Source organism: Pseudogemmobacter faecipullorum (genome assembly GCF_020539525.1).
GTDB classification, from domain to species: domain Bacteria; phylum Pseudomonadota; class Alphaproteobacteria; order Rhodobacterales; family Rhodobacteraceae; genus Pseudogemmobacter; species Pseudogemmobacter faecipullorum.
This window is the reverse complement of record NZ_JACDXX010000002.1, coordinates 88,340-111,427: the sequence shown is the minus strand read 5'-3', so window position 1 is coordinate 111,427 and position 23,088 is coordinate 88,340. Positions and strand designations below refer to the sequence as shown.

Sequence of the window (23,088 nt, the reverse complement as noted above, 5' to 3'; positions counted from 1 at the left end):
GGATGTGACATGACCGATTTGCCCCGCGCCTGGATTCTTGCCCTGACCCTGGCTGTTGCCCCGCTTGCCCCGGCGGCCGCGCAGGAGGCCAGTATCAGTTTCGGGCTGCTGTCACAGGACACCAGCCTGCCGGTCAATATCAAAGCCGACAGCTTCAGCGTGAACAATGCCGATGGCTCGGCGCAGTTCAGCGGCAATGTGCTGGTGGGCCAGGGGCCAATGCGTCTCGCCACCTCAGAATTGCGGGTGGAATATGCACCCGACAGCCGGGCCATCCGCAAGCTGATCGCCACCGGCGGCGTCACCCTCGCCAGCGGCAAGGATGCCGCCGAATCGCATGAAGCCGATTACACGATCGACAGCGGCCTTGTGGTGATGAAGGGGGATGTCCTGCTGTCACAGGGGCCTTCGGTGCTGAGCGGCGACAAGCTGACCATCAATCTGAAAAACGGCAGCGGCGTGATGTCGGGCGGGGTCTCGACCACCTTCGTGCCGGGCGGCAACTGATGCAGCACAGCGATCTGAAAACCGAAAGCACCGGCCCCGCGCCTGCCGGAACGGAAGGCGCAGGGCTGCAAATCCGCAATCTGCGCAAAAGCTATAAAAAGCGGCCGGTGATCCGCGATGTGACCATGGACCTGCGCCGCGGCGAGGTGGTGGCGCTGCTTGGTCCGAATGGCTCGGGCAAGACCACCTGCTTTTACTCGATCGCCGGCCTGGTGACCCCTGAGGGGGGCCAGGTCCTGATCGATGGCCGCGATGTGACGCCCTTGCCGATGTACCGCCGCGCCAGACTGGGCATCGGCTATCTGCCGCAGGAGGTCTCGATCTTCCGGGGGCTTTCGGTCGAGGATAATATTCTGGCAGTGCTCGAGATTGCCCGGCCTGACCGCCATAAGCGGCGCGAAAGGCTGGAAGAGCTGCTGTCGGAATTTTCGATCACCCATCTGCGCCAGGCGCCTGCGCTCGCCCTTTCGGGCGGCGAGCGGCGCCGGGTTGAGATTGCCCGCTGCCTGGCCGCCGATCCGCATTATCTGCTGCTCGATGAGCCCTTTGCCGGGGTCGACCCGATTGCCGTGGGCGAAATCCGCCATCTGGTCCATGATCTGAAGGCGCGCGGCATTGGCGTGCTGATCACCGATCACAATGTGCGCGAAACGCTCGGCATCGTAGACCGGGCCTATATTCTGCATGACGGCAAGGTGCTGATGTCCGGCACGACGGCAGAAATTGTCCAGGACGAAACCGTTCGCCGGGTCTATCTCGGCGAAAATTTTCGTATGGTCTGAATAACTTCCTCTCAGTTTGACCGATTCAGTTGACAGGCAGCGCTGCCTGTCACCAAATGGTCATATGCGCGCACACCATGCCCAACGCGATAAGGTCAGGGCGGCCATTCAAGGCCCGGACCCCTTATGGCCTTGCCTTCTGATCCTCCATTCCCAGTTGAGTTTTACGACCCGGGCTCAGTGACAATGGTGCCCCGCCCGGCCCAGACCGCAGAGGAGATATCATGCGCTACCAGATCAGCGGAAAACAAATCGATGTCGGCGAAGCTTTGTCTACCCATGTGAAATCCGAAATTGGCGAGCTGGTCGAGAAATACGCCCAGCGGGCCACGGAATGCGTTACGGTCTTTTCGCGTAATGCCCATGAATTCGTCTGCGAGATCGATATCCGCCTCTCTACCGGGCTGAGCATGCAATCCCGGGGGAATGCCGCTGAAATCTACGCCTGTTTCGAGAGCGCGCGCGAGCGCCTCGACAAGCAGGTGCGCCGGTATAAACGCCGTCTGCGCAGCTATCACTCAGATCGCAAGGGCCCGGTTGAATTCGACGCCGCTCCGTCCTATATCCTCGCCCCATTCGAGGAGAGCGAAGAGCCTGAGCCTGAAACGCTTGCGCCGGTCGTTGTCGCCGAGATGGAGACCCGAATTCCTTCGGTAACTGTCGGTGAGGCTGTGATGCAGATGGAGCTGGCAGGGCAGAAAATGCTCGTTTTCCGTAACGAAGGCCATGGGGGCGTGAACGTGGTGTACCGCCGCGACGATGGAAATATCGGCTGGATCGACCCCCGCAACAGCAGGTAACGGGCTGCCACCCACCTGCCTGACCACAGGATCACTGCACTCTCATGGAACTTTCCAGCCTTCTCGTGCCCGCGGCTGTCCGTGTCGTCGGCCAGTTCACTTCGAAGAAACGCCTCTTCCAGGAATTGGGCGAAATCGCACAATCCGCTTACGGGATCGCTTCTGACCCGGCGGTAGACGGGCTTCAGGAACGTGAGACCCTTGGTCCGACCGGTGTGGGGCATGGCATTGCTTTGCCCCACGCGCGGCTGGAAGATCTCGAGCGCATCGCCGGGATTTTCATCCGCCTTGAAAAGCCGCTCGATTATGACAGCGTCGACCGTCAGCCGGTTGATCTGATCTTCTGCCTGCTGGCGCCAAAAGATTCCGGCGTGGATCACCTGAAAGCACTGGCCCTGGTCAGCCGCACCATGCGTGACCCCTCGGTGGTCTCGAAACTGCGCTCGAATACCGATCCGGCCAAGCTGCATGCCATTCTGATCGAGGCGCGCAGCACTCAGGAGGGCTGAGCCCGCTGCCGCGCGCCCCGGGCCGCGCCTGACCCGCGCGCGCCATCAGGGCCCTGGCTGTTACCCGCCGCTCCCGCCCGGGCGGCGGTTTTTTCTGTCCGGCAAAGCCTGCATTGCCCGCGGATACAGCTCTGACGGGAATGTCATTCCAAAGGATCACGCTTTCGGCCCACAAGGGGGCGATAAGGGCTTGTATTCCCGGAGGGTTATCCCGCATTTTGAAAAAGGTTCACTCCCGACTTTGCCCGCCCTGATCGCGCGTGGCCGATCAGCTGCTGTCAGCCGTTGTGGTTTCACGCGGGTGAACCTGATGAAACACAGACAGGAGAGACAGCAGCCGGATGATCGAAGAGAACCTGATCCTCATTCTTGTGCTGCTGCCTTTTATCGCGGCGCTTCTGGCAGCGACCCTGCCGGTGAATGCCCATAATGCAGCCGCCTGGCTGTCGGGGCTGAGCCTTGGTGCAGGGCTGCTGATTCTCTTCGTCCTTTACCCGCGGATCGGCGAGGATGAGGTGGTGCGCTCCCTGGTGCGCTGGCTGCCGATTCTCTCGCTGAATCTGAACTTCAGGATGGATGGCTTTGCCTGGCTGTTTTCGGCGCTGGTGCTGGCGATCGGGGTGATGATTGTCATCTATGCGCGCTATTACCTGTCGAAATCCGACCCGGTGCCGCGGTTCTATTCCTTCCTGATGGCCTTTACCGGCGCGATGCTCGGCACATTGCTGTCGGGCAATATCCTGATGCTGATCGTCTTCTGGGAGCTGACCTCGATCATCTCCTTCCTGCTGATCGGCTACTGGCATCAGAACCAGGCGGCACGCGATGGTGCAAGGATGGCGCTGATCGTTACCGCCGGCGGCGGCGTGGCGCTGACCGTGGCCATGGTGCTGCTGGGACAGATCGTCGGCGGCTATGATCTCGATCTTGTGCTGCGCTCGGGCGATCTGATCCGCGCCCATCCGCTCTACCCGCTGGTGCTGGGGCTGTTCCTGCTCGGCGCCTTCACCAAATCGGCGCAATTTCCCTTCCATTTCTGGCTGCCCGGCGCGATGGCCGCGCCCACCCCGGTCTCGGCCTATCTCCATTCCGCAACAATGGTGAAAATGGGGGTCTTCCTGCTGATCCGGTTCGAGCCGGCGATTGGCGGCACCGATCTGTGGTTCTGGGTGGTGACCGGCACCGGAATGATCACCCTGACCGTCGGCGCCGTTTTCGCGCTGTTCCGCCATGATCTGAAGGGGCTTCTGGCCTATTCCACCATCTCGCATCTGGGGCTGATCACCGCTCTGGCCGGGATGGGCTCCAGCGGGGCGATCATCGCCGCGATTTTCCACATCTGTAACCATGCGATCTTCAAAGCCTCGCTGTTCATGGCGGCGGGGATCATCGACCATGAGACCGGCACCCGCGACATGCGCCGCCTCTCGGGCCTGTGGAAAGCCATGCCCTTTACCGGCGCTCTGGCGATTGTTGCCTCGGCCGCGATGGCGGGCGTGCCGCTGCTGAACGGCTTCCTGTCGAAAGAAATGTTCTTCGCCGAGGCCGTCGGCTGGCATAATGGCAATGTGCTCGACAATGCTCTGCCCTGGATCGCGGTCTTTGCCTCGGTCTTCTCGGTTGCCTATTCGCTGCGTTTCATCATGCAGGTCTTCTTTGGCCCCGAGGCCCGCGATCTGCCGAAAGCACCGCATGAGCCGCCGGCCTGGATGCGCCGCCCGGTTGAGTTTCTGGTGCTGCTCTGCCTCGCCGTCGGCATCTTCCCGGCCCTGACCCTGGAGCCGGTGCTCAATATCGCCGCCCGCTCGGTGCTCGGCCCCGGGCTCGATGAGATCCATATCGCCATCTGGCATGGTTTCAACACGCCGCTGATCATGAGCCTGATCGCAATGGCGGCGGGCATCCTGCTCTACCTGCTCTGCACCGATAAAATCAGCGCCGGGCCGGAGGGGCCGCCGCTGCTTTATAAAATCCGCGCGCAGAAAATTTATGAATGGCTGCTGTTGCGGCTCAGCTGGGTCTGGCCCCGCGCCCTGCATAAATTCTTCGGCACCGAGCGGCTGCAGCCTCAGCTGCGCATGATGATGCTGCTTGGCATCGGCGCGGCGCTGCTGACGGTCTGGGGCAATGCCGGCCTGTCCGAGACCCGCTACAGCAATGATCTGAACCCGGCTTTTGCCGTGATGTGGCTGGTCGGTGCGGCCTGCGGCATTGGCGCGGCCTGGCAGGCCAAATATCACCGCTTTGCTGCTCTGGTGCTGCTCGGCGGCGCCGGTCTGATCACCTGCGTGACCTTCGCCTGGTTCTCGGCCCCTGACCTCGCGGTGACCCAGCTGGTGGTCGAGATCGTCACCACGGTTCTGCTGCTGCTCGGCCTGCGCTGGCTGCCCAAGCGCCGCGAAGAAATTGCCTATGACGAGAATACCAGCGACCGGCTGCGCCGCAGCCGTGACCTGGTGATCGCGGTGTTTGGCGGGCTGGGCCTGGCCACTCTCGCCTATATGGTAATGACCCGCCCGCTGATCCCCAAGATCGGCGACTGGTTCCTGCGCAATGCCTATTACGAAGGCGGCGGCACCAATACGGTGAATGTGATCCTTGTCGATTTCCGCGCCTTTGACACTTTCGGTGAGATCACGGTTCTCGCCATTGTGGCGCTGACGGTCTATGCGCTGCTGCGCCGGTTCCGGCCCGGCCAGGAAAGCATCAGCGCCCCCGAACAACAGCTCGGCTATGCCGCCGACCATCTGGGCAATTACATGCTGATCCCGGCGGTCATCATGCGCTGGATGTTCCCGGTTACCCTGGTGATCGCAGCCTATCTGTTCTTCCGCGGCCATGATCTGCCCGGCGGCGGTTTCTCGGCCGGGGTCACGGTCGCGATTGGCCTGCTGCTGCAATATATCGCCTCGAATGTGCGCTGGATCGAGGCGCGGATCGTGATCCTGCCGATCCGCTGGATGGGCTTTGGCCTGCTGATTGCCGCTGCCACCGGTATCGGGGCCTGGCTGTTCGGCTATCCCTTCCTGACCGCCCATGCGCGCTATATCGAGATCCCGCTGATCGGCAAAACGCCCTTTGCCACCGCGATGCTGTTTGACCTCGGGGTCTTCCTCACCGTGGTCGGCGCCACCGTGCTTTTGCTGATCGCCATTGCCCACCAGTCGCTGCGCGCCGCACGTCTGCGCGAGCTGGAAGAAGAAAAGGCCCTTGAGCAGGCCGAGCAGCAGAAGGAGCCCGTCTGATGGAGCTGGTACTTTCCGCCGCGATCGGGGTTTTTGCCGCCTCGGGGATCTGGCTGCTGCTGCGGCCGCGGACCTTTCAGGTCATCACCGGCCTGTGCCTGCTGTCCTATGCGGTCAATATCTTCATCTTCTCGATGGGCCGGCTGACCGTGGGCAAGCCGCCGATCATGCCAAAGGGCGGCTGGGTCAATGCCGCGAATTACGCCGATCCCCTGCCCCAGGCCCTGGTGCTGACCGCAATCGTGATCAGCTTCGCCACCACGGCGCTTTTCCTTGTGGTGATGATTGCCTCGAAAGGCCTGACCGGCACCGACCATGTTGACGGCCGGGAGCCAACGAAATGATGCCAGCGACCGAACATCTGATCATCGCGCCCATTCTGATCCCGCTGATCGCGGGCGCGCTGATGCTGCTCTATGATGACCGCCAGCGCAAAGCCAAGCTGACGATCTCGATCGGCGCAGCGATTGCCCTGCTGTTCGTGGCCTTCGAGCTGCTGAACCGCTCCAAGGGCAATGCGCTTTCGGGCGGCAATGAGATCAGCTTCTATCTGCTGGGCAACTGGGCGGTGCCCTTTGGCATCATCCTGGTGCTCGACCGGCTTTCGGCGATGATGCTGGTGCTGGTGGCTTTGCTGGCCATCCCGACCCTGATCTATGCCGGGGCGAACTGGCATAAGCAGGGCCAGCATTTCCAGTCGCTGTTCCAGTTCCTGCTGGTGGGGCTGAACGGTGCCTTCCTGACCGGCGATCTGTTCAATCTTTTCGTCTTTTTCGAAGTTTTGCTCGCGGCGTCTTACGGCCTGCTGCTGCATGGATCGGGCCAGCTGAAGGTGCGGGCCGGGCTGCATTACATCGCGATGAACCTCGCCGCCTCGCTGTTCTTCCTGATCGGGGTCTCGCTGATCTATGGCGTCACCGGCACGCTGTCGATGGCGCATCTGTCCCAGATGGTAATGAACATCCCCGAGAGCGAGCGCGCGCTGTTTCATGCCGGGGCCGCGATTATGGGCATTGCCTTCCTGACCAAGGCCGGGCTCTGGCCGCTCAGCTTCTGGCTGCCCACCACCTATATGGCCAGCGCCGCGCCGGTGGCGGCGATGTTTGCCATTATGACCAAGGTCGGGGTCTATGTGATCCTGCGCCTCTCGATGCTGCTATTTGCGCAAGGGGCGGGGGAGAGCGCGGGCTTTGGCTCGACGGTGCTGATCTGGGGCGGCATGGCGACGATGGTCTATGGCTTCCTCGGGGTGCTCTCGGCCCAGGGGCTGGGCCGGATGGCGGCGCATCTGGTGCTGATTTCCTCGGGCACCATCCTTGCCGTGACCGGCCTCGCGCTGGAGGGGGGCGGTGCGGCCATGCTCTCGGGCGCGCTTTACTATATGATTTCCTCGACCCTGGCGACCGGCACGCTGTTTTTGCTGCTTGAACCGATGAGCCGCGAGGAAGGCGGCATTGCCGCCATGCTGGCCCTGACCTCGGATGCCTATGGTCTGGATCCGGACGATGATGAGGAGGTTGAGGTCGGCACCGCAATTCCCGGCACGATGACCGTGCTTGGTCTCAGCTTCGGGGCCTGCCTGCTGGTGCTGGGCGGGCTGCCGCCGCTCTCGGGCTTTATCGGCAAAGTCGCTATGCTGACCGGTATGTTTGGCAATGGCGATCTCAGCCCGCTGCAGAACTGGACCTTCCTGACCGTGCTGATGCTGGCCGGTTTTGCCACGGTGATCGGCCTGGTACGGATCGGGATCCAGACCTTCTGGGCCTCGGATTCCGCGCCCCCCAAGGTCATGGCGATGGAAATTGCCCCGGTGCTGCTGCTGGTCGCGATGATCGGGCTGATGACGGTGCGCGGCGATGATGTGCTGCGCTATATGGATGCCACGGCGCGGGCCCTGCATGATCCGCTGATCTATTCGGACGGGGTTTTCGCCACCCGCCGCGTTACCGGTGGCGCGGGCACTGCCGGGGGGGAGAGCGAATGAGCCGGTTATTTCCGCATCCGCTGCTGAGCCTCGCGCTGCTGCTGCTCTGGCTGCTGCTCAACAGCTTCTCATTCGGACATCTGGTCCTTGGCGCGGTGGTGGCGACGCTGGCAGCCCGGGCCTTCGCCCTGATCGAGCCGGACCGGGTCGTATTGCGCCGGCCGATGGCGCTGGTGCGGCTGTTCTTCATCGTCGGCTATGACATCATCCGCTCGAATATTGCCGTGGCCCGGCTGATCATCAGCGGCGGGCGTCATGGCCGGCGGCATTCGGATTTCGTGGAAATCCCGCTGCGGATGCGCAATCCCGCGCCGCTGGCGCTGCTGGCGATGATCGTCACCGCCACCCCCGGCACCGCCTGGCTGGAATATGACGAGGAAACCGGCGTGCTGCTGCTGCATGTCTTTGATCTGGTCGAGAACCAGGACTGGATTGCGCTGATCGGCACCCGCTATGAATCCCTGCTGATGGAGGCCTTCCCGGGATGAGCGCCACAATCATGTCGATTGCCCTCGCCTATGCCCAGATTGCCCTGGCCCTGGCCGCCTGTCTGGCGGGCTGGCGGCTGCTGAAAGGCCCGCGTGCCCAGGACCGGGTGCTGGGTCTCGATACATTCTATGTCTGCGCCATGCTGCAGTTTGTGGTCACCGGGATCCGGGTTGGCTCGCCCTTCTTCTTTGAGGCGGCGATGGTGATCGGCATTCTCGGCTTTGTGGCCACGGTCTCGCTGGCGAAATTCCTGATCCGCGGCGAGGTGATCGAATGAGCCTGATGGAGAGCCTGCCGCTGTGGATCGCCCTTCCGGTTGCTGCCTTTCTGATTCTCGGGGCAACGCTCACCCTGCTGGGGGCAATCGGCCTCGTACAGATCCGCAGCTTTTATGACCGGCTGCATGCGCCAACGCTGGGCACCTCCTGGGGGGCGGCCGGCATTCTGCTGGCCTCGATGCTTCTCGTGTCCTGGGCAGACAGCCGCCTCGTGCTGCACGAGCTGGTGATCGGCATTTTCCTGATGATCACCACCCCGGTTACGCTGATGTTCCTGGGCCGGGCCGCGCTGCACCGCGACCGGATCGAGGGCACGCCCGGCATTCCAGGCGCGGTCGAGCGCAGCGATATCCCCGCGCCGCCGAAACCCGGTAAGGCCACAGATGAGCCGGCAAAGCCCGCGCCCGAGGGTTTTGCCGATCCCGCAGATGCCCCGGGCGAGACCTGATGTGAGGCCAGATCATCTGAGGCCAGATCCCGGGCTGGCCCCGGACAGGGACAGAAAAGCCCTGCGCCGCCAGGCGGAGCAGGGCTTTTAATAATCCGGGAAACACTGGTAACTGTCTGGCCTGGCTGACCCCGGAACGGGGCTGGCTTGCGGGATGGCAGATTTCGCTTTCTCTGGCCTGGCGGGATGAGCAGCAGCGGCAAATCTTCCTGGCGAGCGGCATAAAGCGGCGGGCTGGGGGCGCTGTGTCAGATCTGGCGGGCTGGAGTTCAGGTTGCTGGCTTGCCCTCAGGGCTGGCTTGCTTACCTGAGGCAAGAGATAGGCCTGCCGCCCAAGGATGTCAATAATCTTCAGTGATTTCAATTAGTTGACTAAATTACCTGGTATTTAGAACCTTTTTAAATCAGTCAGATAGCCCATCATTTTCCCGAAAAAATATTCTGCAAACAGGGCGTTATTGCCTGCCCTGGCATTCCGTTCTCTCTGGCAAAAACGAATCTCTCCAGCTTTTCTATCACCGGCCAAACCCGGGCGGGTCTGGCTCCGGAGAGCTGCAGAGGGGGGCGGGACGATATCAGGGGGATCTGCCGGAAAGGCGGTGTCGCACTGGCAGGAAGACTGGCGCGAGGCTTTGCCTGCCAGCGCCGGGCACGGGGCACGGGGCACGGGGCACGGGCACTTCCCCGGCGCCGCTCCGGATGCAAAGCGGTAATGATAAAAATCTGCGGGGCGCAGTGGCTGATGCCCGCGCGCGCCCCGCAATGCAAAGGGGTTACTCTGCCGGCGGCGGGGGCGGAGGCTGCGGCTGATCTTCCTGCCGCGGCGGATGATCCTTGCCCGGATGGCCCTTGCCGCCCGGCCCTTTGGCACCGCGCCAGCCGTCACGCCAGCCACCTTTGCCACCGCGCTCGGCGGGCATCGAGGACACTTTCTCAACCAGCGGCGCGATGGTCTCAACACAGGCCGCCAGGCTGCTGTCGCCGCAATTCACCTCAACCTTGCGACCCGCGCCGAAATCGAGCCGGATCATCGCCGGTTTCACGCGCGGCATTTTTGCGACCTGAACCGCGCCCGGAGCGGGCGGAGCGCCAGCCTCCTGGGCCGGGGCCGCGAACGGGGCCAGGGCCAACGCGGCCATCAGCGCTGCCGGAAGGGCTTTGGGAAGGATCCTGTATTTCGCCATGGGACACTCTCCTTTCATGGGACTGCTCTTCTTGCACGCCACCGCTGCGGCTTTCCGTCGCCCTGCGAGCCCCCTCGTGCCCGGACAGGCCCGGCCATGAGGGGCGGAACTGCGGTCGCGCTGACAGCGTTAACCCTGACCGGGAGATTGCCTCACCGGCACAACTGCATGTTTTCAGAACCGGAGTTTCCGATGTCAGATCTGATTATCGTTGCTTTTCCTGATGAATCGACCGCTTTCGAGGCCCGTGCCGGGCTGGTGCGGCTGCAGAAAGAATATCTGATTGAAATGGAGGATGCGGTCGTGATCACCCGCGACCATGACGGAAATGTGAAGCTGCATCAGGCGGTCAATATGACCGCGGCCGGGGCCGTCGGCGGCACATTCTGGGGCGCATTAATCGGGCTTTTGTTCCTGAACCCGCTGATCGGCGCGGCCGCAGGGGCCGGGGCCGGAGCGATTTCCGGCGCATTGACCGATGTCGGGATCGAGGACAGGTTCCTCAAAGAGGTGGGCACCAGCCTGGAAAATGGCCAGTCGGCGCTAGCCGTGCTGGTGCGGAAGATGACCGGCGATAAGGTGCTGGCCCGGATGTCGGAATTCCACGCGAAAGCGCGGGTGCTGCAGACCTCGCTCACCGATGAGACCGAGGCGCGGCTGCGCGCCGCGCTTGCAACCTCCACTGCCCCGGCAGGCGCAGCAGCACCCGATCAGCCACCGCCGCACCAGGGCTGACCGACCGCGCTTCGGGCTGAGGACGGACAGAGGCTTGACGCATAGCGCCTGATCAGGCCTATGACAGATCATGCCCGAGCCCAGCCCAGATCCAAGCGATATCAGCCTGACGGAAGAGGAAGCGATGCCGGCCCCTGCCGCGCGGCGCAGATCACGCGCGAGTTCCTCTTCCGGCCGCAAGGCCGCGCCCCAAAAGGCAGCCCCTGCCCGCCGCTCGCCGCTGAAAAGCCTGCGGCGCTGGCTGCTGCGTGGGGTCACTGGCGTGATAGGCTTTTTCCTTCTCGCGGTTTTGCTGTTCAGCTGCGTGCCCCCTGTCACCAATATCTACCAGATCCAGGAAAGCTGGCGACTTGGCGGCATAGAGCGGGACTGGGTCTCCTGGGAGGAAATCGCCCCGGTCATGGGCCGCGCCGCCGTGGCGGCAGAGGATGCGAATTTCTGCAACCACTGGGGCTTTGACATGACCGAGATCCGCAGGGCGATTAACTCCGGCTCAAACCGCGGCGCCTCGACCATTTCGCAGCAGGTGGCGAAGAATGTTTTCCTGTGGCAGGGCCGCAGCTGGCTGCGCAAAGCCATGGAGGCCAGCCTGACCCCGGTGATTGAGCTGCTCTGGTCAAAACAGCGCATCCTTGAGGTTTATCTCAATGTCGCCGAATTTGATGAGGGCGTGTTTGGCGTCGAGGCCGCAGCCCGGCATTACTTCGGCGTCAGCGCACGGGAGCTGACCGAGTTGCAGGCGGCACGGCTGGCAGCCGTCCTGCCCGATCCGAAAGGGCGATCTGCCTCAAAACCCTCTGATTTTGTGCGCAAACGGACCCGTGCAATTATTTCTGGCGCCGCCACAATCAAGGCCGATGGCCGCGCGGCCTGCTTCAACTGAACCCCTGGTGCCCGCCCGCTCAACCAGGGCGGGCGGGATTGATCGGACCCCGCCCAGGGGTTAGGACAGGGAAAACCTCCCGGGATCGCTATGAACCGTCTTTACCACGTCCCCCTCTCTCCATTTTGCCGGAAGGTCCGCCTCACGCTTTCTGAAAAGCGCATTGAGGTTGAGCTGGTCGAGGAACGCTTCTGGGAACAAAGCCCGGAATTTCTGCGCCGCAACCCGGCCGGGAAGGTTCCGGTGCTGCGCCTCGACAATAAACTTCTGAGCGAAAGCCAGGCGATCTGCGAATATCTCGACGAGACCCATCCGCAGCCGCAGCTGATCCCGCGCGATATCGAAAAGCGCTATGAGGTCCGCCGGCTCTGCGCCTGGTTTGACGATAAGTTCCACCATGAGGTGACCTCAAAACTGCTCTATGAGCGGGTGAACAAGAAGATCACCAAAGCGGGCTATCCGGATTCCAGGAATGTGAAATCGGGCTCGAGCCGGATCAAATATCACCTCGATTATCTGGCCTGGCTGCTCGATCAGCGGCGCTGGCTGGCCGGGGATATGATGACCCTCGCCGATATCACCGCCGCGGCGCATCTGTCCTGCCTCGATTACATCTCGGATGTCGACTGGAACCGCCATGCGGTGATCAAGGACTGGTATGCCAAGATCAAATCGCGCCCCTCGTTCCGCGCCTTGCTGGCCGATCAGGTACCGGGCTTCCCGCCGCCGCCGCATTACGCCGATCTCGATTTCTGAGCGCTGAAGGCTGACCACCGGACCGGGCAGGGCAATGCCCTGCCGCCGGGGAGGAGGGATCAAAGGGATCATGCAGGGGCCAGAGCTTCTGAAAGAGCGGCTGCGGGCGCAAGCGCTGGAGGAGGGTTTCTCCAAAATGGGGATCTGCGCGCCGGATGCGGCGCCAGAGACCGCTGAACGCCTGCGCGCTTTCCTTGAGGCGGGGCAGCATGGCTCGATGGGCTGGATGGCCGAGCGCGAGCACTGGCGCGGCAATGCCGCCGCGCTCTGGCCCGAGGCACGTTCGGTGATCATGCTGGCCGAGGTCTATACCCCTGAGGCCGATCCGCTGGCGGTGCTGCAAAAGCCCGATCTGGCCGGGGTCTCGGCCTATGCCCAGAACAAGGATTATCATGATCTGGTCAAACGCCGTCTGAAGCGGCTGGGGCGCTGGCTGCTGGATCAGGCCCCGGGCGCAGAGATCAAGGTCTTTGTCGATACCGCCCCGGTGATGGAAAAGCCGCTGGCCCAGGCGGCGGGGCTGGGCTGGCAGGGTAAGCATACCAATCTTCTGGCCCGTGATCTGGGCAGCTGGTTTTTCCTCGGCGCACTGTTCACCACGGTGGATCTGCCGAAGGATCCGCCCGAAATTTCGCATTGCGGCTCGTGCAGAGCCTGCCTGACCGCCTGCCCCACCGATGCCTTCCCGGCCCCCTATCAGCTCGATGCGCGGCGCTGCATTTCCTATCTGACGATCGAGCATAAAGGCCCGGTCGCTCCCGAGCTGCGGGCGAGAATGGGCAACCGGATCTACGGCTGCGATGACTGCCTCGCCGCCTGCCCCTGGAATAAATTCGCCGTCGCGGCGCGGGATATGGGCTATCAGCCCAAAATCGGCGCGCCGGAGCTGCGCGAGCTGGCAGCGCTGGATGATGCGGCCTTCCGCGCGCGCTTTGCCGGCAGCCCGGTGAAGCGCATCGGACGCGACCGTTTCGTGCGCAATGTGCTCTATGCAATCGGCAATTCCGGGCTGCCCGCCCTTGCCCCATCCGCAGCGGCACTGCTGGCGGATCCCGATCCTGTGGTGGCCGAAGCCGCCGCCTGGGCCCTGGCGCGGCTGGATCAAGGCTAGGCAAAACCGGGGTCGCGTGCCAGACTGAGCTGTCCAGAGGAGGATGGAGCAATGACCAAACACCTGGCGGATAAACGCAAACCAACCACCGGCGGGCGCACCCGCGCCTTCATGCAGATCGCCCGCTCGGCGCGCGAGACCTTCCACAAACCGCGTGAGAGTGCCGGCCCCAGCCGTCTGCTGCAGTTTCTGCGCATCGCGCGCGGCCGCACCTTCTGAGCGCGACTCAGGCCCAGACCTCAGGCTGCGCCTGCGAAGCTGACCCCGGCCAGAGATCGCCTGGCCCGGCTTCCCCTTATATCCCGCGCCCACAGGCGCCCGGAGGATCCGATGTCGGTTGATGTAAAATACCAGACCAGCGCCAAAGCCACCGGCAGCGGCCGCAATGGCTTTGCCGGGCTGGAAAATGGCCAGCTGAGCGCGACCATGGCCAGCCCGAAAGATCTCGGCGGTTCAGGTCTCGGCCATAATCCCGAAGAGTTTTTCGCAATTGGCTATGCCGCCTGCTATCTCGGGGCGATGCGCTTCGCTGCCGGGGCCGAAAAGCTGGGGAGCGTGCCCGATGACGCCACGGTCACAGCCACGGTGGGAATTGGCCCGCGTTCCGACGGCGGCTTTGGCCTTGCGGTCACGCTGAAGGTCAGCCTGCCGGGGGTGGAACGCCCGGTTGCGGAGAAAATTATCGAGCGCGGCCATTTCATCTGCCCCTATTCCAATGCGACGCGGGGCAATATCGAGGTGAAGACCGAGCTTTTGTGATCACCTTGCCGCCCGTGCCCCGGGCGGCAAGACCGCTGCGCGGCTCAGGCGCGCACCAGACGGTGATATTCCGCCGCCACCCGCCTGCTCATCTCGCCCGGCTCAAAATGCCAGCGCCCGATCTGGCGCACCGGGGTCACTTCGGCAGCGGTGCCGGTCAGCCAGCATTGTTCAAAACTGTCCAGCTCATCGGGCAGGATATGACGCTCATGCACCCGGACCTGCATATCCCGCAGGAGCTGCAGCACGGTCTGGCGGGTGATGCCATTCAGGAAGCAGTCGGCCAGCGGCGTATGCACCTCGCCCTCGCGGACGAAGAAGATATTCGCCCCGGTCGCCTCGGCTACATAGCCCCGATAATCCAGCATCAGCGCATCTGAACAGCCACGCGCCAGGGCCGCGTGCTTCGACATGGTGCAGATCATATAAAGCCCGGCGGCCTTGGCCTCGGAAGGGATGGTCTCGGGCGAGGGGCGGCGCCATTTTGCCATATCAAGCCGCGCCCCCTCCTCGCGGGCAGCGCCGTAATAAGCGCCCCATTCCCAGGCCGCGATGGCCAGACGGACCGGATTGCCCAGCGAAGCCACACCCATCTCTTCACCCACGCCGCGAAAGGCGATGGCACGGATATAGGCATCGCTCAGGCCATTGGCCGCCAGCACCTGTTCTTTCGCCCGGTCGATCTCGGCCGCGGACCAGGGGATATCCATCTCCAGCAGCCTGCCCGAATTCAGCAGCCGCTCAGAATGGTCGGTCGAGCGGAAGATCCGGCCGTTATAGGCCCGCTCGCCCTCAAAGACCGAAGAGGCATAGTGAAGCGCATGGCTGAGAATATGGACATTGGCCGCACGCCAGTCGACTAGGACCCCATCCATCCAGATTTTTCCGTCGCGATCATCATATGCCGCCATATCCGGGACTCACTTATCATTAGTTGCCATATCAAGCGTTCAATCTTTGCATTAATTACCCAATGCACTTTTTCGGGGTAAATCTTAGCCCTTGGAAAGTCAACAAGGCTGACGTAAATTCTTCAGGAAGCGGAGGCAAAAATGGCAGATATCCCCGGAGGAGAATCGCTTCTCTTCCTGACCGACGAACAGCTGCGCAAAGGCATTGAGGCGATGTTCTTCGCCTATCGCGGCTTTACTGCGGATCCGGACCGCATCCTGGAAACCATGGATTTCGGCCGCGCCCATCACCGCGCTTTGCATTTCGTGCAGCGCAACCCCGGCACCACGGTATCAAATCTGCTGACCGTGCTCGGCGTCACCAAGCAAAGCCTGAACCGGGTCTTGCGGACGCTGATCGATGAGGGGCATGTGCGCAGCGAAAAAGGCCGCAAAGACGGGCGGGAACGCCATCTTTTCCTGACCGCCGGGGGCGAGGCGCTGGAAAAGCAGCTTTCCGAGGCTCAACGCGCCAGGATGCGCGCCGCCTATCGCGCCGCAGGGCCCCAGGCGGTGCAGGGCTTTCGCACCGTGCTCGAAGCCATGATGGACCCCGAGCTGCGCGATCATTACAACCGCCTGAAGGAGGGACCCTGATGGCGGCGGATCTGCATCTTCTGGTGATCGACGATGATGAGCGGATCCGCAATCTGCTGCAGAAATTCCTGCTGCGCAGCGGCTATATGGTCACCACGGCGCGCGATGCCGCCCAGGGGCGACGCCTGCTGGCCGGGCTGGAATTTGATCTGATCATCCTCGACGTCATGATGCCGGGCGAGGATGGCGTCAGCCTGACCCGGGCTTTGCGGCAAAAGCTGCAGACACCTATCCTGCTGCTGACCGCGAAAGGCGAGACCCAGAACCGCATCGAGGGACTGGAAGCGGGGGCGGATGATTACCTCGCCAAGCCCTTTGAACCCAAAGAGCTGCTGTTGCGGGTCGGCGCGATCCTGCGCCGGGTGCCCCAGGTCTCAGAGGTCGCGCCAGCGCCGCGCGCTCTGCATATGGGCAAGGTGCGCTATGATATGGACCGCGGCGAGCTCTGGCGCGGCGACGAGCTGATCCGGCTGACCGCGACCGAGGCGGCGCTGATGCGTCTTTTCGCCGTCAGCCCGCATGAGCCGATCACCCGCGAGCGGCTTGTGCTCGACACCGGGCGCGAGGAAGAGGCCCAGGAACGCGCGGTCGATGTGCAGATCACCCGGCTTCGGCGAAAAATTGAGGATGATCCGAAAACACCGCGATATCTGCAGACGGTCCGGGGTGAGGGCTATATGCTCGTCCCGGACTGAAGTTGTCCCGGCCCGTTGCCGGGGGCTCCATGCCCCCCGGACCCCCGAGGATAGTTCCGGAAGGGGAAGCGCCTTGATCGTCTATTCGCATTCTGACTGTCTTGATCACCAGCCACCCGGGGGCCATCCAGAATGCGCCGCACGGATGCAGGCGGTCGGACAGGGGCTTGAGGGCCTCAGCCTCGAGCGACGCGAGGCGCCCCCTGGCGAGGAGGCCGAGGTTCTGCGCTGCCATCCGCAAAGCTATCTCGACCGGATGAAAACCCCGGTGGCGCCGCAGGATTGTATCGCGCTCGACGGCGACACCTGGCTTTCCCCGGGCTCGCACCGCGCCGCAATGCGGGCGGTGGGCGGGATCACGGCCGCCGTGGATGCGGTGCTTGCCGGTGAGGATGCCACGGCCTTTGTCGCCGCCCGCCCCCCGGGCCATCACGCCGAAACCGCGAGGGCCATGGGCTTTTGTCTTTATGGCACTGCCGCCATCGGGGTGAAACGCGCGCTCGACCACCACGGTCTTGCCCGCGTCGCGCTGATTGATTTCGACGTGCATCACGGCAATGGCAGCCAGGATCTGCTCTGGGACGAAGCGCGCTGTTTTCTGGCCGGATCGCAGCAGATGCCGCTGTTTCCCGGCACCGGCAGCGCAGAGGAGCGCGGCGCGCATAACCAGATCCTGAACCTCGCTTTGCGCCCCAGCACCGATGGCGCACATATGCGCCGCCTCTATGAGCAGCGCATTCTGCCCGCCCTCAGCGATTACCGCCCGGAGCTGCTGATCGTCTCGGCCGGGTTCGACGCCCATGCACGCGATCCGCTGGCGCAGCTCGAATGGCAGAGCGAGGATTTCGCCTGGCTGGGATCGCGGCTGTTTGAGCTTTCGGGCGGCCGGATGGTCTCGACTTTAGAGGGCGGTTATGATCTTCCCGCGCTGGCGGCTTCGACCGCAGCTTATATCGGCGCGATCAGCGCTCTTGCGAAATGAGGCATGGCCATGACCGGGAAAACCGTAGCGGAAATGAGCTTTGAGGAAGCAATGGCAGCGCTGGAAAGCGTGGTCAGTCAGCTGGAACGGGGCGAAGTGGCGCTGGAGCAGTCGATCAGCCTCTATGAGCGCGGCGCCGCGCTGAAGGCGCATTGCGCCGCCAAACTGGCCGAGGCTGAGGCCCGGGTGGAAGTGATCCGGGCCCAGGAAGGCAAAGCGGTCGGCACCGCTCCGGCAGAAGGGCTGTGAGTTTTCCGGCAACCTCGGCCGCAGCCGCCACGCGGATCGCGGCCCGGCTGCAACAGGCACTGGAGGGGCATCAGCCCCTGCCGGTGATTGAGGCCATGCGCTATGCGCTGGTGGGCGGCAAACGCCTGCGCGGCTATCTGGTGCTGGAATCCGCGGCTTTGTTTGGCATTGCCGCTGACCAGGCCCTGGCCGCGGCGGCAGCGGTCGAGGCCTTGCATGCCTATAGCCTCGTCCATGATGATCTGCCGGCGATGGATGATGATGATCTGCGCCGTGGCCGCCCGACGGTTCATGTGAAATGGGATGAGGCGACCGCGATTCTCGCCGGGGATGCTCTGCAGACCCTGGCCTTTGAGCTGCTGACCGATCCCGCCCTTGGCCCGGCAGAGCGCCGCCTTGCTCTGGTGCGCGGCCTGGCCCTCGCGGCGGGGGCCGAGGGGATGGTGCTGGGCCAGGCGCTGGATATTGCGGCCGAGACAACTGCCACGCCGCTGACCCTGGCCGAGATTACCGCCTTGCAGAATGGCAAGACCGGGGCGCTGATCCGCTTTTCGGCCGAGGCCGGGGCGCTGATCGCCGGTGAGGATCCCGCGCCTTTGCGCGCCTATGCCAATGCGCTTGGCCTTGCCTTCCAGATCCATGATGATGTGCTGGATGTGACCGGCGACGCGGCCCTGACGGGCAAGCGCGTCGGCAAGGATAAGGATGCCGGTAAGGCGACCTTTGTCTCGCTTTTGGGGCTGGAGGGGGCGCAGGCCCGCGCTCGCGCTCTGATTGACGAGGCCGAGGCCGCCCTTGCCCCCTACGGCGCCCGCGCCGGGAACCTGATTGAAGCCGCGCGTTTTACCATCACGCGCAACGCCTGAGAGGAGGCCGTGATGGCCGAGACCCGCCCTGCCACCCCGCTGCTTGACCGGGTGCATTCCCCCTCAGATCTGAAGGGGCTCTCGGATCGTGAGCTGCATCAGCTGGCGGATGAGCTGCGGGCGGAAACCATCTCGGCCGTCTCGGTCACCGGCGGCCATCTCGGCGCCGGCCTTGGCGTGGTCGAGCTGACCGTGGCTTTGCATGCGGTGTTTGACACGCCGCGCGATAAGCTGATCTGGGATGTGAGCCATCAGTGTTATCCGCATAAAATCCTGACCGGACGCCGCGACCGTATCCGCACTTTGCGGATGGAGGGCGGGCTGTCGGGCTTTACCAAACGCTCGGAAAGCCCGTTTGACCCTTTCGGCGCGGCGCATAGCTCGACCTCGATCTCAGCCGCGCTTGGCTTTGCCATGGCCGCTGATCTGGGCGGCGATCCGGGTGACGGCATTGCGGTGATCGGCGATGGTTCGATGTCGGCGGGCATGGCCTTTGAGGCGATGAACAATGCCGGCGCGCTGAAAAAGCGGCTGTTCGTGGTGCTGAACGATAATGAAATGTCGATCGCGCCGCCGGTCGGCGCTTTGTCGAGCTATCTCAGCCGCCTCTATGCCGAGACCCCGGTTCAGGATCTGAAAGAGGTCGCCAAGGGCTTTGTCTCGCTGCTGCCCTCGGCACTGCAGGAAGGCGCGAAACGCGCGAAAGACATGCTCAAGGGCATGGCCATCGGCGGCACTTTGTTTGAGGCGCTTGGCTTTACCTATATCGGGCCGATTGACGGCCATGATCTCGACCAGCTCCTGCCGATCCTGCGCACGCTTAAAGCCCGGGCCACCGGGCCGGTGCTGATCCATGTGCTGACCAAAAAGGGCAAGGGCTATGGCCCGGCCGAAAACTCGCCCGACCGGGGCCATGCCCGGGCAAAATTTGATGTGATCACCGGCGAGCAGAAAAAGACGCCCTCGAACGCGCCCTCCTATACAAAGGTCTTCGCCGAAAGCCTGATCCGCGAGGCCGAGCGTGACGATAAGATCGTCGGCATCACCGCCGCCATGCCCGATGGCACCGGGCTGGATCTCTTTGCCAGGCATTTCCCGCGCCGCACCTTTGACGTCGGCATTGCCGAACAACATGCGGTGACCTTTGCCGCCGGTCTGGCGGCGGGCGGGATGAAGCCTTTCTGCGCGCTTTACTCGACCTTCCTGCAGCGTGGCTATGACCAGGTGGTGCATGATGTGGCGATTCAGCGCCTGCCGGTGCGTTTCGCCATCGACCGGGCCGGGCTGGTGGGCGCTGATGGCGCAACCCATGCCGGATCTTTCGATATCGGCTTTCTCGCCAATCTGCCGGGCATGGTGGTGATGGCCGCCGCCGATGAGGCCGAGCTGCGCCATATGGTGGCAACCGCCGTGGCCCATGATGAGGGGCCGATTGCCTTCCGCTTCCCGCGGGGTGAGGGCATGGGGGTCGAACTGCCCGCCGATGGCACACCGCTGCAGATCGGCAAGGGCCGGATCCTGCGCGAAGGCGCGCGGGTGGCCATCCTTTCCTTCGGCACGCGGATGGCCGAGGTGCTGAAGGCCGCTGAATCGCTGAGCGCGCGTGGCCTTGCTCCGACCGTGGCCGATGCGCGCTTTGCCAAGCCGCTCGACCGCGATCTGATCCTGCGGCTTTGCCGCGAGCATGAGGCGCTGATCTGCGTTGAAGAGGGCGCGGTCGGCGGTTTCGGCAGCCATGTCGCCCAGCTGCTGGCCGATGAGGGCGTGTTCGACCGCGGCTTTAAATTCCGCTCGATGGTTCTGCCCGATACTTTCATCGATCAGGCCAGCCCGGAGGCGATGTACAGCATCGCCGGAATGGATGCGCCGCAGATTGAGGCGAAAGTGCTCAATGTGCTGGGGATCGCCTCGATCCCGCAGCGCGCCTGAGGCTTACCCCCTGGGGCGTGTTACAGCCCCAGGCTTTCCAGTTTCGCGTCAAAGGCCGACCAGTCGGCAATCTCCAGCCGCACCACCAGGGTCAGCACTTTTGAGCGGAAGGCCGCGGGCAGACGCGCCGCGTCTTTCTCGGTGGTGACCAGCTGCGCACCCAGCGCAAAGGCCTCGGCCTCGAGCCGGGCCAGCAGCGCGGGCGAGAGCCTCTGGTGATCATCCAGAGCCTCAGCCCGCAGGATCACCGCCCCCTCGCCGCGCAAAGTGGCGAAGAATTTTTCGGGATTGCCGATCCCGGCGAAAGCCAGAACCCGCTCGCCCTGCCAGTCCATCCCCATCTGCAGCGGCTGCAGATGCCCGGTCAGATGCGGCAGCTGCCCCAGCTTTGCCCCCCAGCTCTGGCGAAACCGCGCCTGGGCCGCCTGATCGCCGATCGAGAGGAGCAGATCAGCCCGGGCAAGGCCTGGCCCCACCGGCTCACGCAGCGGCCCGGCCGGCAGGCAAAGCCCGTTGCCAAAGCCCTTGTTTGCATCGACCACGATCAGCGACAGATCCTTGACCACCGAAGGGTTCTGATGGCCGTCATCGAGCAAGATCACCCCGGCCCCCGCCGCCTCGGCCGCCCGCACCCCGGCAGCGCGGTCTTTGGCCACCCAGACCGGCGCGAAAGCCGCGATCAGCAAAGGCTCATCCCCGACCTCAGCCGCTTTGTGGCGCAGGACATCAACCTGCACCGGCCCCTCGGCCGAGCCGCCATAGCCGCGCGAGACGATATGGACCTGATGGCCACGGGCCTGGAGCCGGGCGATCAGCGCGATCACGGTCGGTGTCTTGCCGGTGCCGCCCGCATTCAGATTGCCGATACAGATCACCGGCACCGAAGCTTTATAGCCCGGCTGTGTCAGCCGCCGCGCCGTGGCACGGGCATAGAGCGCACCCAGGGGCTGCAACAGCCGTGCCTTCAGCCCCGGGGCCTGCGGCGGGTTATCCCAGAAAGCCGGTGGTCGCATCAGCGCCCTCCCCCGGTTGCGGCCTGACGCTCTGCGATCAGCTGCGCCAGGGTTTTCAGCATATCTTCCGTCACTTCCGCCCCTTCCGAGACCACGCCCCAGGCGGCGCCCGCCAGCCTGGCCGAACGCTCGGGCGACAGAAGATCCGCCAGAGCCTCGCTCAGATCACGGATCGAGGCCACGGCCCGCGCCGCGCGTGCCGCCCCCAGCCGCCCCAGTGGCGCCCCGAAGCTGCCCGGTCGCGGTCCGTGCAGCAGCGCCGAGCCAAGGGCCGCCGGGGCAAAGGGGTTGAGGGTCAGCCCCGTGCCCGACAGACCGCCGCCGATATAGGTGATCGGCGCCAGCCGGTACCAGAGCCCGAGCTCGGCCGGTTCGGCAACGATATAGACCTCGATCTCGGGATCCGGCTCCTGTTCATCGCTGCGGACCGAGACCGAAAAACCCTGTTCCTCCAGCTCGCGCGCCAGAGGCCCGGCCCGGGCCGGGTCTTCGGGCATCAGCACCAGCAAAAGCCGGTGCGCCAGCTGCAGGGCATGGCGATGCGCCGCCATGACCGCGTCTTCCTCCGCCTGCGGCACGCCGCCGGCGAACCAGACCGGACGCGCCACGGTCAGATCGGCCAGATATTCCCGCTCGGCCTCAAGACAGGGGAGCGCCTGCGAGCTTTCCTCCAGCCGCCCGCTCACGCTGATCCGCCGCGCCTGGGCACCGGCTTTCTGAAAGGCCCGGCCTGCCGCGGCATCAATGGCAAAGACCCGGTGCACATTGACCAGCGAGCGCCGCATCACCCCCGGGATCCAGCTCTCACTGCCTTTGGCAAGCCAAGGCTCACGCGCATCCGCGATCAGAACCGGGATCTCCCGCTCGGCCAGCTCGCCGAGCAGGGTCGGACGGATCTCGCCCTCGGACAACACCACCGCATCGGGTGACCAATGGGTCAGAAAGCTGCGCAGATCGCCGAGGCTCTCCTCGGGCATCTGATCGCGCAGCACGCCCTGATCGGGCAGCAGCTCGCGCGCGCCGGTCATCAGCACCGCGACCCCCTGCTCCTCGCGCAGCCGCGCGGCCAGCTCGCGCAGCCCCGAGGCCGAAGCCGGACCCGCGACATGCAGCCAGACCAGCGACCCCTCGGGCCGGGCCGGATGCTGCCCGGCCGGGACCGGCTCGCGCCGTCCGCCAAGCGCCCACCAGCTGCGTCCTGCCGGAGCCCGCATGGTCACGCGCACACAGCCTGAGCCAGGGTCATGGTCAGGCCATCACCTGCCGCCCCGGTCTGAACATGCCGCCCTGCCATGACTGAACCCCGCCACTTCTGCCTGTGCCCCAGATTATCCTGC

The 23,088-nt window shown here is 64.0% G+C and carries 26 protein-coding genes; 22 read left to right on the top strand and 4 right to left on the bottom strand.

From position 1 onward, the window contains the following. Nucleotides 1-9 precede the first annotated feature (9 nt). The 10 genes from H0485_RS02365 to mnhG all read left to right on the top strand — a co-directional run bounded on the left by H0485_RS02365 (nt 10) and on the right by mnhG (nt 9,042). On the top strand, nt 10-507 hold the full coding sequence (locus tag H0485_RS02365) for an LptA/OstA family protein (RefSeq protein WP_226933754.1): 498 nt from the start codon (nt 10-12) through the stop codon (nt 505-507). Beyond that, nucleotides 507-1,289, top strand: coding sequence for an LPS export ABC transporter ATP-binding protein (gene lptB, locus H0485_RS02360; RefSeq protein WP_226933753.1), 783 nt, complete (start codon nt 507-509; stop codon nt 1,287-1,289). The genes H0485_RS02365 and lptB overlap by 1 nt, the downstream gene beginning before the upstream one ends. A gap of 224 nt (nt 1,290-1,513) precedes the next feature. Beyond that, entirely contained in the window at nt 1,514-2,089 is a 576-nt protein-coding gene (gene hpf, locus H0485_RS02355) for a ribosome hibernation-promoting factor, HPF/YfiA family (protein WP_226933752.1), read from the top strand. Between the two features lie 44 nt (nt 2,090-2,133). Then, on the top strand, nt 2,134-2,598 hold the full coding sequence (locus tag H0485_RS02350) for a PTS sugar transporter subunit IIA (RefSeq protein ID WP_226933751.1): 465 nt from the start codon (nt 2,134-2,136) through the stop codon (nt 2,596-2,598). A 341-nt stretch (nt 2,599-2,939) separates the two neighbouring features. Next, nucleotides 2,940-5,843, top strand: coding sequence for a monovalent cation/H+ antiporter subunit A (locus H0485_RS02345; RefSeq protein ID WP_226933750.1), 2,904 nt, complete (start codon nt 2,940-2,942; stop codon nt 5,841-5,843). Continuing rightward, the gene (locus tag H0485_RS02340) at nt 5,843-6,187 is read left to right on the top strand and encodes a Na+/H+ antiporter subunit C (RefSeq protein WP_226933749.1); all 345 of its coding nucleotides are present in this window, start codon (nt 5,843-5,845) and stop codon (nt 6,185-6,187) included. The genes H0485_RS02345 and H0485_RS02340 overlap by 1 nt, the downstream gene beginning before the upstream one ends. Next, nucleotides 6,184-7,827 (top strand): monovalent cation/H+ antiporter subunit D, encoded by a 1,644-nt coding sequence (locus tag H0485_RS02335; protein WP_226933748.1) that lies wholly within the window; start codon nt 6,184-6,186, stop codon nt 7,825-7,827. The genes H0485_RS02340 and H0485_RS02335 overlap by 4 nt, the downstream gene beginning before the upstream one ends. Further along, nucleotides 7,824-8,315, top strand: coding sequence for a Na+/H+ antiporter subunit E (locus tag H0485_RS02330; RefSeq protein ID WP_226933747.1), 492 nt, complete (start codon nt 7,824-7,826; stop codon nt 8,313-8,315). The genes H0485_RS02335 and H0485_RS02330 overlap by 4 nt, the downstream gene beginning before the upstream one ends. Then, entirely contained in the window at nt 8,312-8,593 is a 282-nt protein-coding gene (locus H0485_RS02325; protein WP_226933746.1) for a K+/H+ antiporter subunit F, read from the top strand. The genes H0485_RS02330 and H0485_RS02325 overlap by 4 nt, the downstream gene beginning before the upstream one ends. Next, nucleotides 8,590-9,042, top strand: a complete 453-nt coding sequence (mnhG, locus tag H0485_RS02320; protein WP_226933745.1) for a monovalent cation/H(+) antiporter subunit G — start codon at nt 8,590-8,592, stop codon at nt 9,040-9,042. The genes H0485_RS02325 and mnhG overlap by 4 nt, the downstream gene beginning before the upstream one ends. A gap of 773 nt (nt 9,043-9,815) precedes the next feature. On the opposite strand, the gene H0485_RS02315 is transcribed toward mnhG, so the two are convergent. After that, complete coding sequence (locus H0485_RS02315) at nt 9,816-10,226, bottom strand: hypothetical protein (protein ID WP_226933744.1); 411 nt, start codon at nt 10,224-10,226, stop codon at nt 9,816-9,818. Between the two features lie 192 nt (nt 10,227-10,418). Between H0485_RS02315 and H0485_RS02310 the strand changes: the two genes are divergently transcribed. From H0485_RS02310 to H0485_RS02285, 6 genes are all read left to right on the top strand, one after another. Beyond that, entirely contained in the window at nt 10,419-10,961 is a 543-nt protein-coding gene (locus H0485_RS02310; RefSeq protein ID WP_226933743.1) for a DUF1269 domain-containing protein, read from the top strand. Between the two features lie 124 nt (nt 10,962-11,085). Beyond that, nucleotides 11,086-11,844 (top strand): monofunctional biosynthetic peptidoglycan transglycosylase, encoded by a 759-nt coding sequence (mtgA, locus tag H0485_RS02305; RefSeq protein WP_435531467.1) that lies wholly within the window; start codon nt 11,086-11,088, stop codon nt 11,842-11,844. A gap of 90 nt (nt 11,845-11,934) precedes the next feature. Beyond that, nucleotides 11,935-12,600 (top strand): FtsZ-binding protein FzlA, encoded by a 666-nt coding sequence (gene fzlA / locus H0485_RS02300; RefSeq protein ID WP_226933741.1) that lies wholly within the window; start codon nt 11,935-11,937, stop codon nt 12,598-12,600. A gap of 70 nt (nt 12,601-12,670) precedes the next feature. Next, nucleotides 12,671-13,711, top strand: a complete 1,041-nt coding sequence (gene queG, locus H0485_RS02295) for a tRNA epoxyqueuosine(34) reductase QueG (RefSeq protein WP_226933740.1) — start codon at nt 12,671-12,673, stop codon at nt 13,709-13,711. A gap of 51 nt (nt 13,712-13,762) precedes the next feature. Then, nucleotides 13,763-13,930 carry a hypothetical protein gene (locus H0485_RS02290; protein WP_226933739.1) on the top strand — a complete coding sequence of 56 codons (168 nt, stop codon included), beginning with the start codon at nt 13,763-13,765 and terminating at the stop codon, nt 13,928-13,930. Between the two features lie 111 nt (nt 13,931-14,041). Further along, the gene (locus H0485_RS02285; protein WP_226933738.1) at nt 14,042-14,470 is read left to right on the top strand and encodes an organic hydroperoxide resistance protein; all 429 of its coding nucleotides are present in this window, start codon (nt 14,042-14,044) and stop codon (nt 14,468-14,470) included. Nucleotides 14,471-14,514: 44 nt separating this feature from the next. On the opposite strand, the gene H0485_RS02280 is transcribed toward H0485_RS02285, so the two are convergent. After that, on the bottom strand, nt 14,515-15,381 hold the full coding sequence (locus H0485_RS02280) for a branched-chain amino acid aminotransferase (RefSeq protein ID WP_226933737.1): 867 nt from the start codon (nt 15,379-15,381) through the stop codon (nt 14,515-14,517). A gap of 141 nt (nt 15,382-15,522) precedes the next feature. Here H0485_RS02280 and H0485_RS02275 point away from each other — a divergent pair, with 141 nt between their 5' ends. The 6 genes from H0485_RS02275 to dxs all read left to right on the top strand — a co-directional run bounded on the left by H0485_RS02275 (nt 15,523) and on the right by dxs (nt 20,738). Next, nucleotides 15,523-16,017 (top strand): MarR family winged helix-turn-helix transcriptional regulator, encoded by a 495-nt coding sequence (locus tag H0485_RS02275; RefSeq protein ID WP_226933736.1) that lies wholly within the window; start codon nt 15,523-15,525, stop codon nt 16,015-16,017. Next, entirely contained in the window at nt 16,017-16,712 is a 696-nt protein-coding gene (locus H0485_RS02270; RefSeq protein WP_226933735.1) for a response regulator, read from the top strand. Before H0485_RS02275 ends, H0485_RS02270 begins: the two co-directional genes overlap by 1 nt. Before the next feature lie 73 nt (nt 16,713-16,785). Continuing rightward, entirely contained in the window at nt 16,786-17,694 is a 909-nt protein-coding gene (locus H0485_RS02265; protein ID WP_226933734.1) for a histone deacetylase family protein, read from the top strand. A 9-nt stretch (nt 17,695-17,703) separates the two neighbouring features. Beyond that, nucleotides 17,704-17,943 carry an exodeoxyribonuclease VII small subunit gene (locus H0485_RS02260; RefSeq protein ID WP_226933733.1) on the top strand — a complete coding sequence of 80 codons (240 nt, stop codon included), beginning with the start codon at nt 17,704-17,706 and terminating at the stop codon, nt 17,941-17,943. Then, nucleotides 17,940-18,809, top strand: a complete 870-nt coding sequence (locus tag H0485_RS02255; protein ID WP_226933732.1) for a polyprenyl synthetase family protein — start codon at nt 17,940-17,942, stop codon at nt 18,807-18,809. The genes H0485_RS02260 and H0485_RS02255 overlap by 4 nt, the downstream gene beginning before the upstream one ends. Before the next feature lie 12 nt (nt 18,810-18,821). Then, a complete protein-coding gene (gene dxs / locus H0485_RS02250; RefSeq protein WP_226933731.1) occupies nt 18,822-20,738 on the top strand; it encodes a 1-deoxy-D-xylulose-5-phosphate synthase in 1,917 nt (638 codons plus the stop codon). 20 nt (nt 20,739-20,758) lie between these two features. On the opposite strand, the gene lpxK is transcribed toward dxs, so the two are convergent. Together lpxK and H0485_RS02240 are read right to left on the bottom strand one after the other, a co-directional pair. Beyond that, nucleotides 20,759-21,751: a tetraacyldisaccharide 4'-kinase gene (gene lpxK, locus H0485_RS02245; protein ID WP_226933730.1), complete on the bottom strand. Its 993-nt coding sequence runs from the start codon at nt 21,749-21,751 to the stop codon at nt 20,759-20,761. Continuing rightward, complete coding sequence (locus tag H0485_RS02240) at nt 21,751-22,965, bottom strand: 3-deoxy-D-manno-octulosonic acid transferase (protein WP_226933991.1); 1,215 nt, start codon at nt 22,963-22,965, stop codon at nt 21,751-21,753. Before H0485_RS02240 ends, lpxK begins: the two co-directional genes overlap by 1 nt. Between the last annotated feature and the right edge of the window lie 123 nt (nt 22,966-23,088).

Excerpts from the sequence above, each read along its gene's own strand:
- H0485_RS02275 (WP_226933736.1), top strand. The coding sequence starts at position 15,523 with ATGGCAGATATCCCCGGAGGAGAATCGCTTCTCTTCCTGACCGACGAA.
- H0485_RS02240 (WP_226933991.1), bottom strand. The coding sequence starts at position 22,965 with ATGCGGGCTCCGGCAGGACGCAGCTGGTGGGCGCTTGGCGGACGGCGC.
- queG (WP_226933740.1), top strand. The coding sequence starts at position 12,671 with ATGCAGGGGCCAGAGCTTCTGAAAGAGCGGCTGCGGGCGCAAGCGCTG.
- H0485_RS02290 (WP_226933739.1), top strand. The coding sequence starts at position 13,763 with ATGACCAAACACCTGGCGGATAAACGCAAACCAACCACCGGCGGGCGC.
- mnhG (WP_226933745.1), top strand. The coding sequence starts at position 8,590 with ATGAGCCTGATGGAGAGCCTGCCGCTGTGGATCGCCCTTCCGGTTGCT.
- H0485_RS02315 (WP_226933744.1), bottom strand. The coding sequence starts at position 10,226 with ATGGCGAAATACAGGATCCTTCCCAAAGCCCTTCCGGCAGCGCTGATG.
- lpxK (WP_226933730.1), bottom strand. The coding sequence starts at position 21,751 with ATGCGACCACCGGCTTTCTGGGATAACCCGCCGCAGGCCCCGGGGCTG.
- H0485_RS02350 (WP_226933751.1), top strand. The coding sequence starts at position 2,134 with ATGGAACTTTCCAGCCTTCTCGTGCCCGCGGCTGTCCGTGTCGTCGGC.
- lptB (WP_226933753.1), top strand. The coding sequence starts at position 507 with ATGCAGCACAGCGATCTGAAAACCGAAAGCACCGGCCCCGCGCCTGCC.
- H0485_RS02270 (WP_226933735.1), top strand. The coding sequence starts at position 16,017 with ATGGCGGCGGATCTGCATCTTCTGGTGATCGACGATGATGAGCGGATC.
- fzlA (WP_226933741.1), top strand. The coding sequence starts at position 11,935 with ATGAACCGTCTTTACCACGTCCCCCTCTCTCCATTTTGCCGGAAGGTC.
- H0485_RS02285 (WP_226933738.1), top strand. The coding sequence starts at position 14,042 with ATGTCGGTTGATGTAAAATACCAGACCAGCGCCAAAGCCACCGGCAGC.
- dxs (WP_226933731.1), top strand. The coding sequence starts at position 18,822 with ATGGCCGAGACCCGCCCTGCCACCCCGCTGCTTGACCGGGTGCATTCC.
- hpf (WP_226933752.1), top strand. The coding sequence starts at position 1,514 with ATGCGCTACCAGATCAGCGGAAAACAAATCGATGTCGGCGAAGCTTTG.
- H0485_RS02280 (WP_226933737.1), bottom strand. The coding sequence starts at position 15,381 with ATGGCGGCATATGATGATCGCGACGGAAAAATCTGGATGGATGGGGTC.
- H0485_RS02335 (WP_226933748.1), top strand. The coding sequence starts at position 6,184 with ATGATGCCAGCGACCGAACATCTGATCATCGCGCCCATTCTGATCCCG.
- H0485_RS02340 (WP_226933749.1), top strand. The coding sequence starts at position 5,843 with ATGGAGCTGGTACTTTCCGCCGCGATCGGGGTTTTTGCCGCCTCGGGG.
- H0485_RS02330 (WP_226933747.1), top strand. The coding sequence starts at position 7,824 with ATGAGCCGGTTATTTCCGCATCCGCTGCTGAGCCTCGCGCTGCTGCTG.
- H0485_RS02365 (WP_226933754.1), top strand. The coding sequence starts at position 10 with ATGACCGATTTGCCCCGCGCCTGGATTCTTGCCCTGACCCTGGCTGTT.
- H0485_RS02345 (WP_226933750.1), top strand. The coding sequence starts at position 2,940 with ATGATCGAAGAGAACCTGATCCTCATTCTTGTGCTGCTGCCTTTTATC.
- H0485_RS02325 (WP_226933746.1), top strand. The coding sequence starts at position 8,312 with ATGAGCGCCACAATCATGTCGATTGCCCTCGCCTATGCCCAGATTGCC.
- mtgA (WP_435531467.1), top strand. The coding sequence starts at position 11,086 with ATGCCGGCCCCTGCCGCGCGGCGCAGATCACGCGCGAGTTCCTCTTCC.
- H0485_RS02260 (WP_226933733.1), top strand. The coding sequence starts at position 17,704 with ATGACCGGGAAAACCGTAGCGGAAATGAGCTTTGAGGAAGCAATGGCA.
- H0485_RS02310 (WP_226933743.1), top strand. The coding sequence starts at position 10,419 with ATGTCAGATCTGATTATCGTTGCTTTTCCTGATGAATCGACCGCTTTC.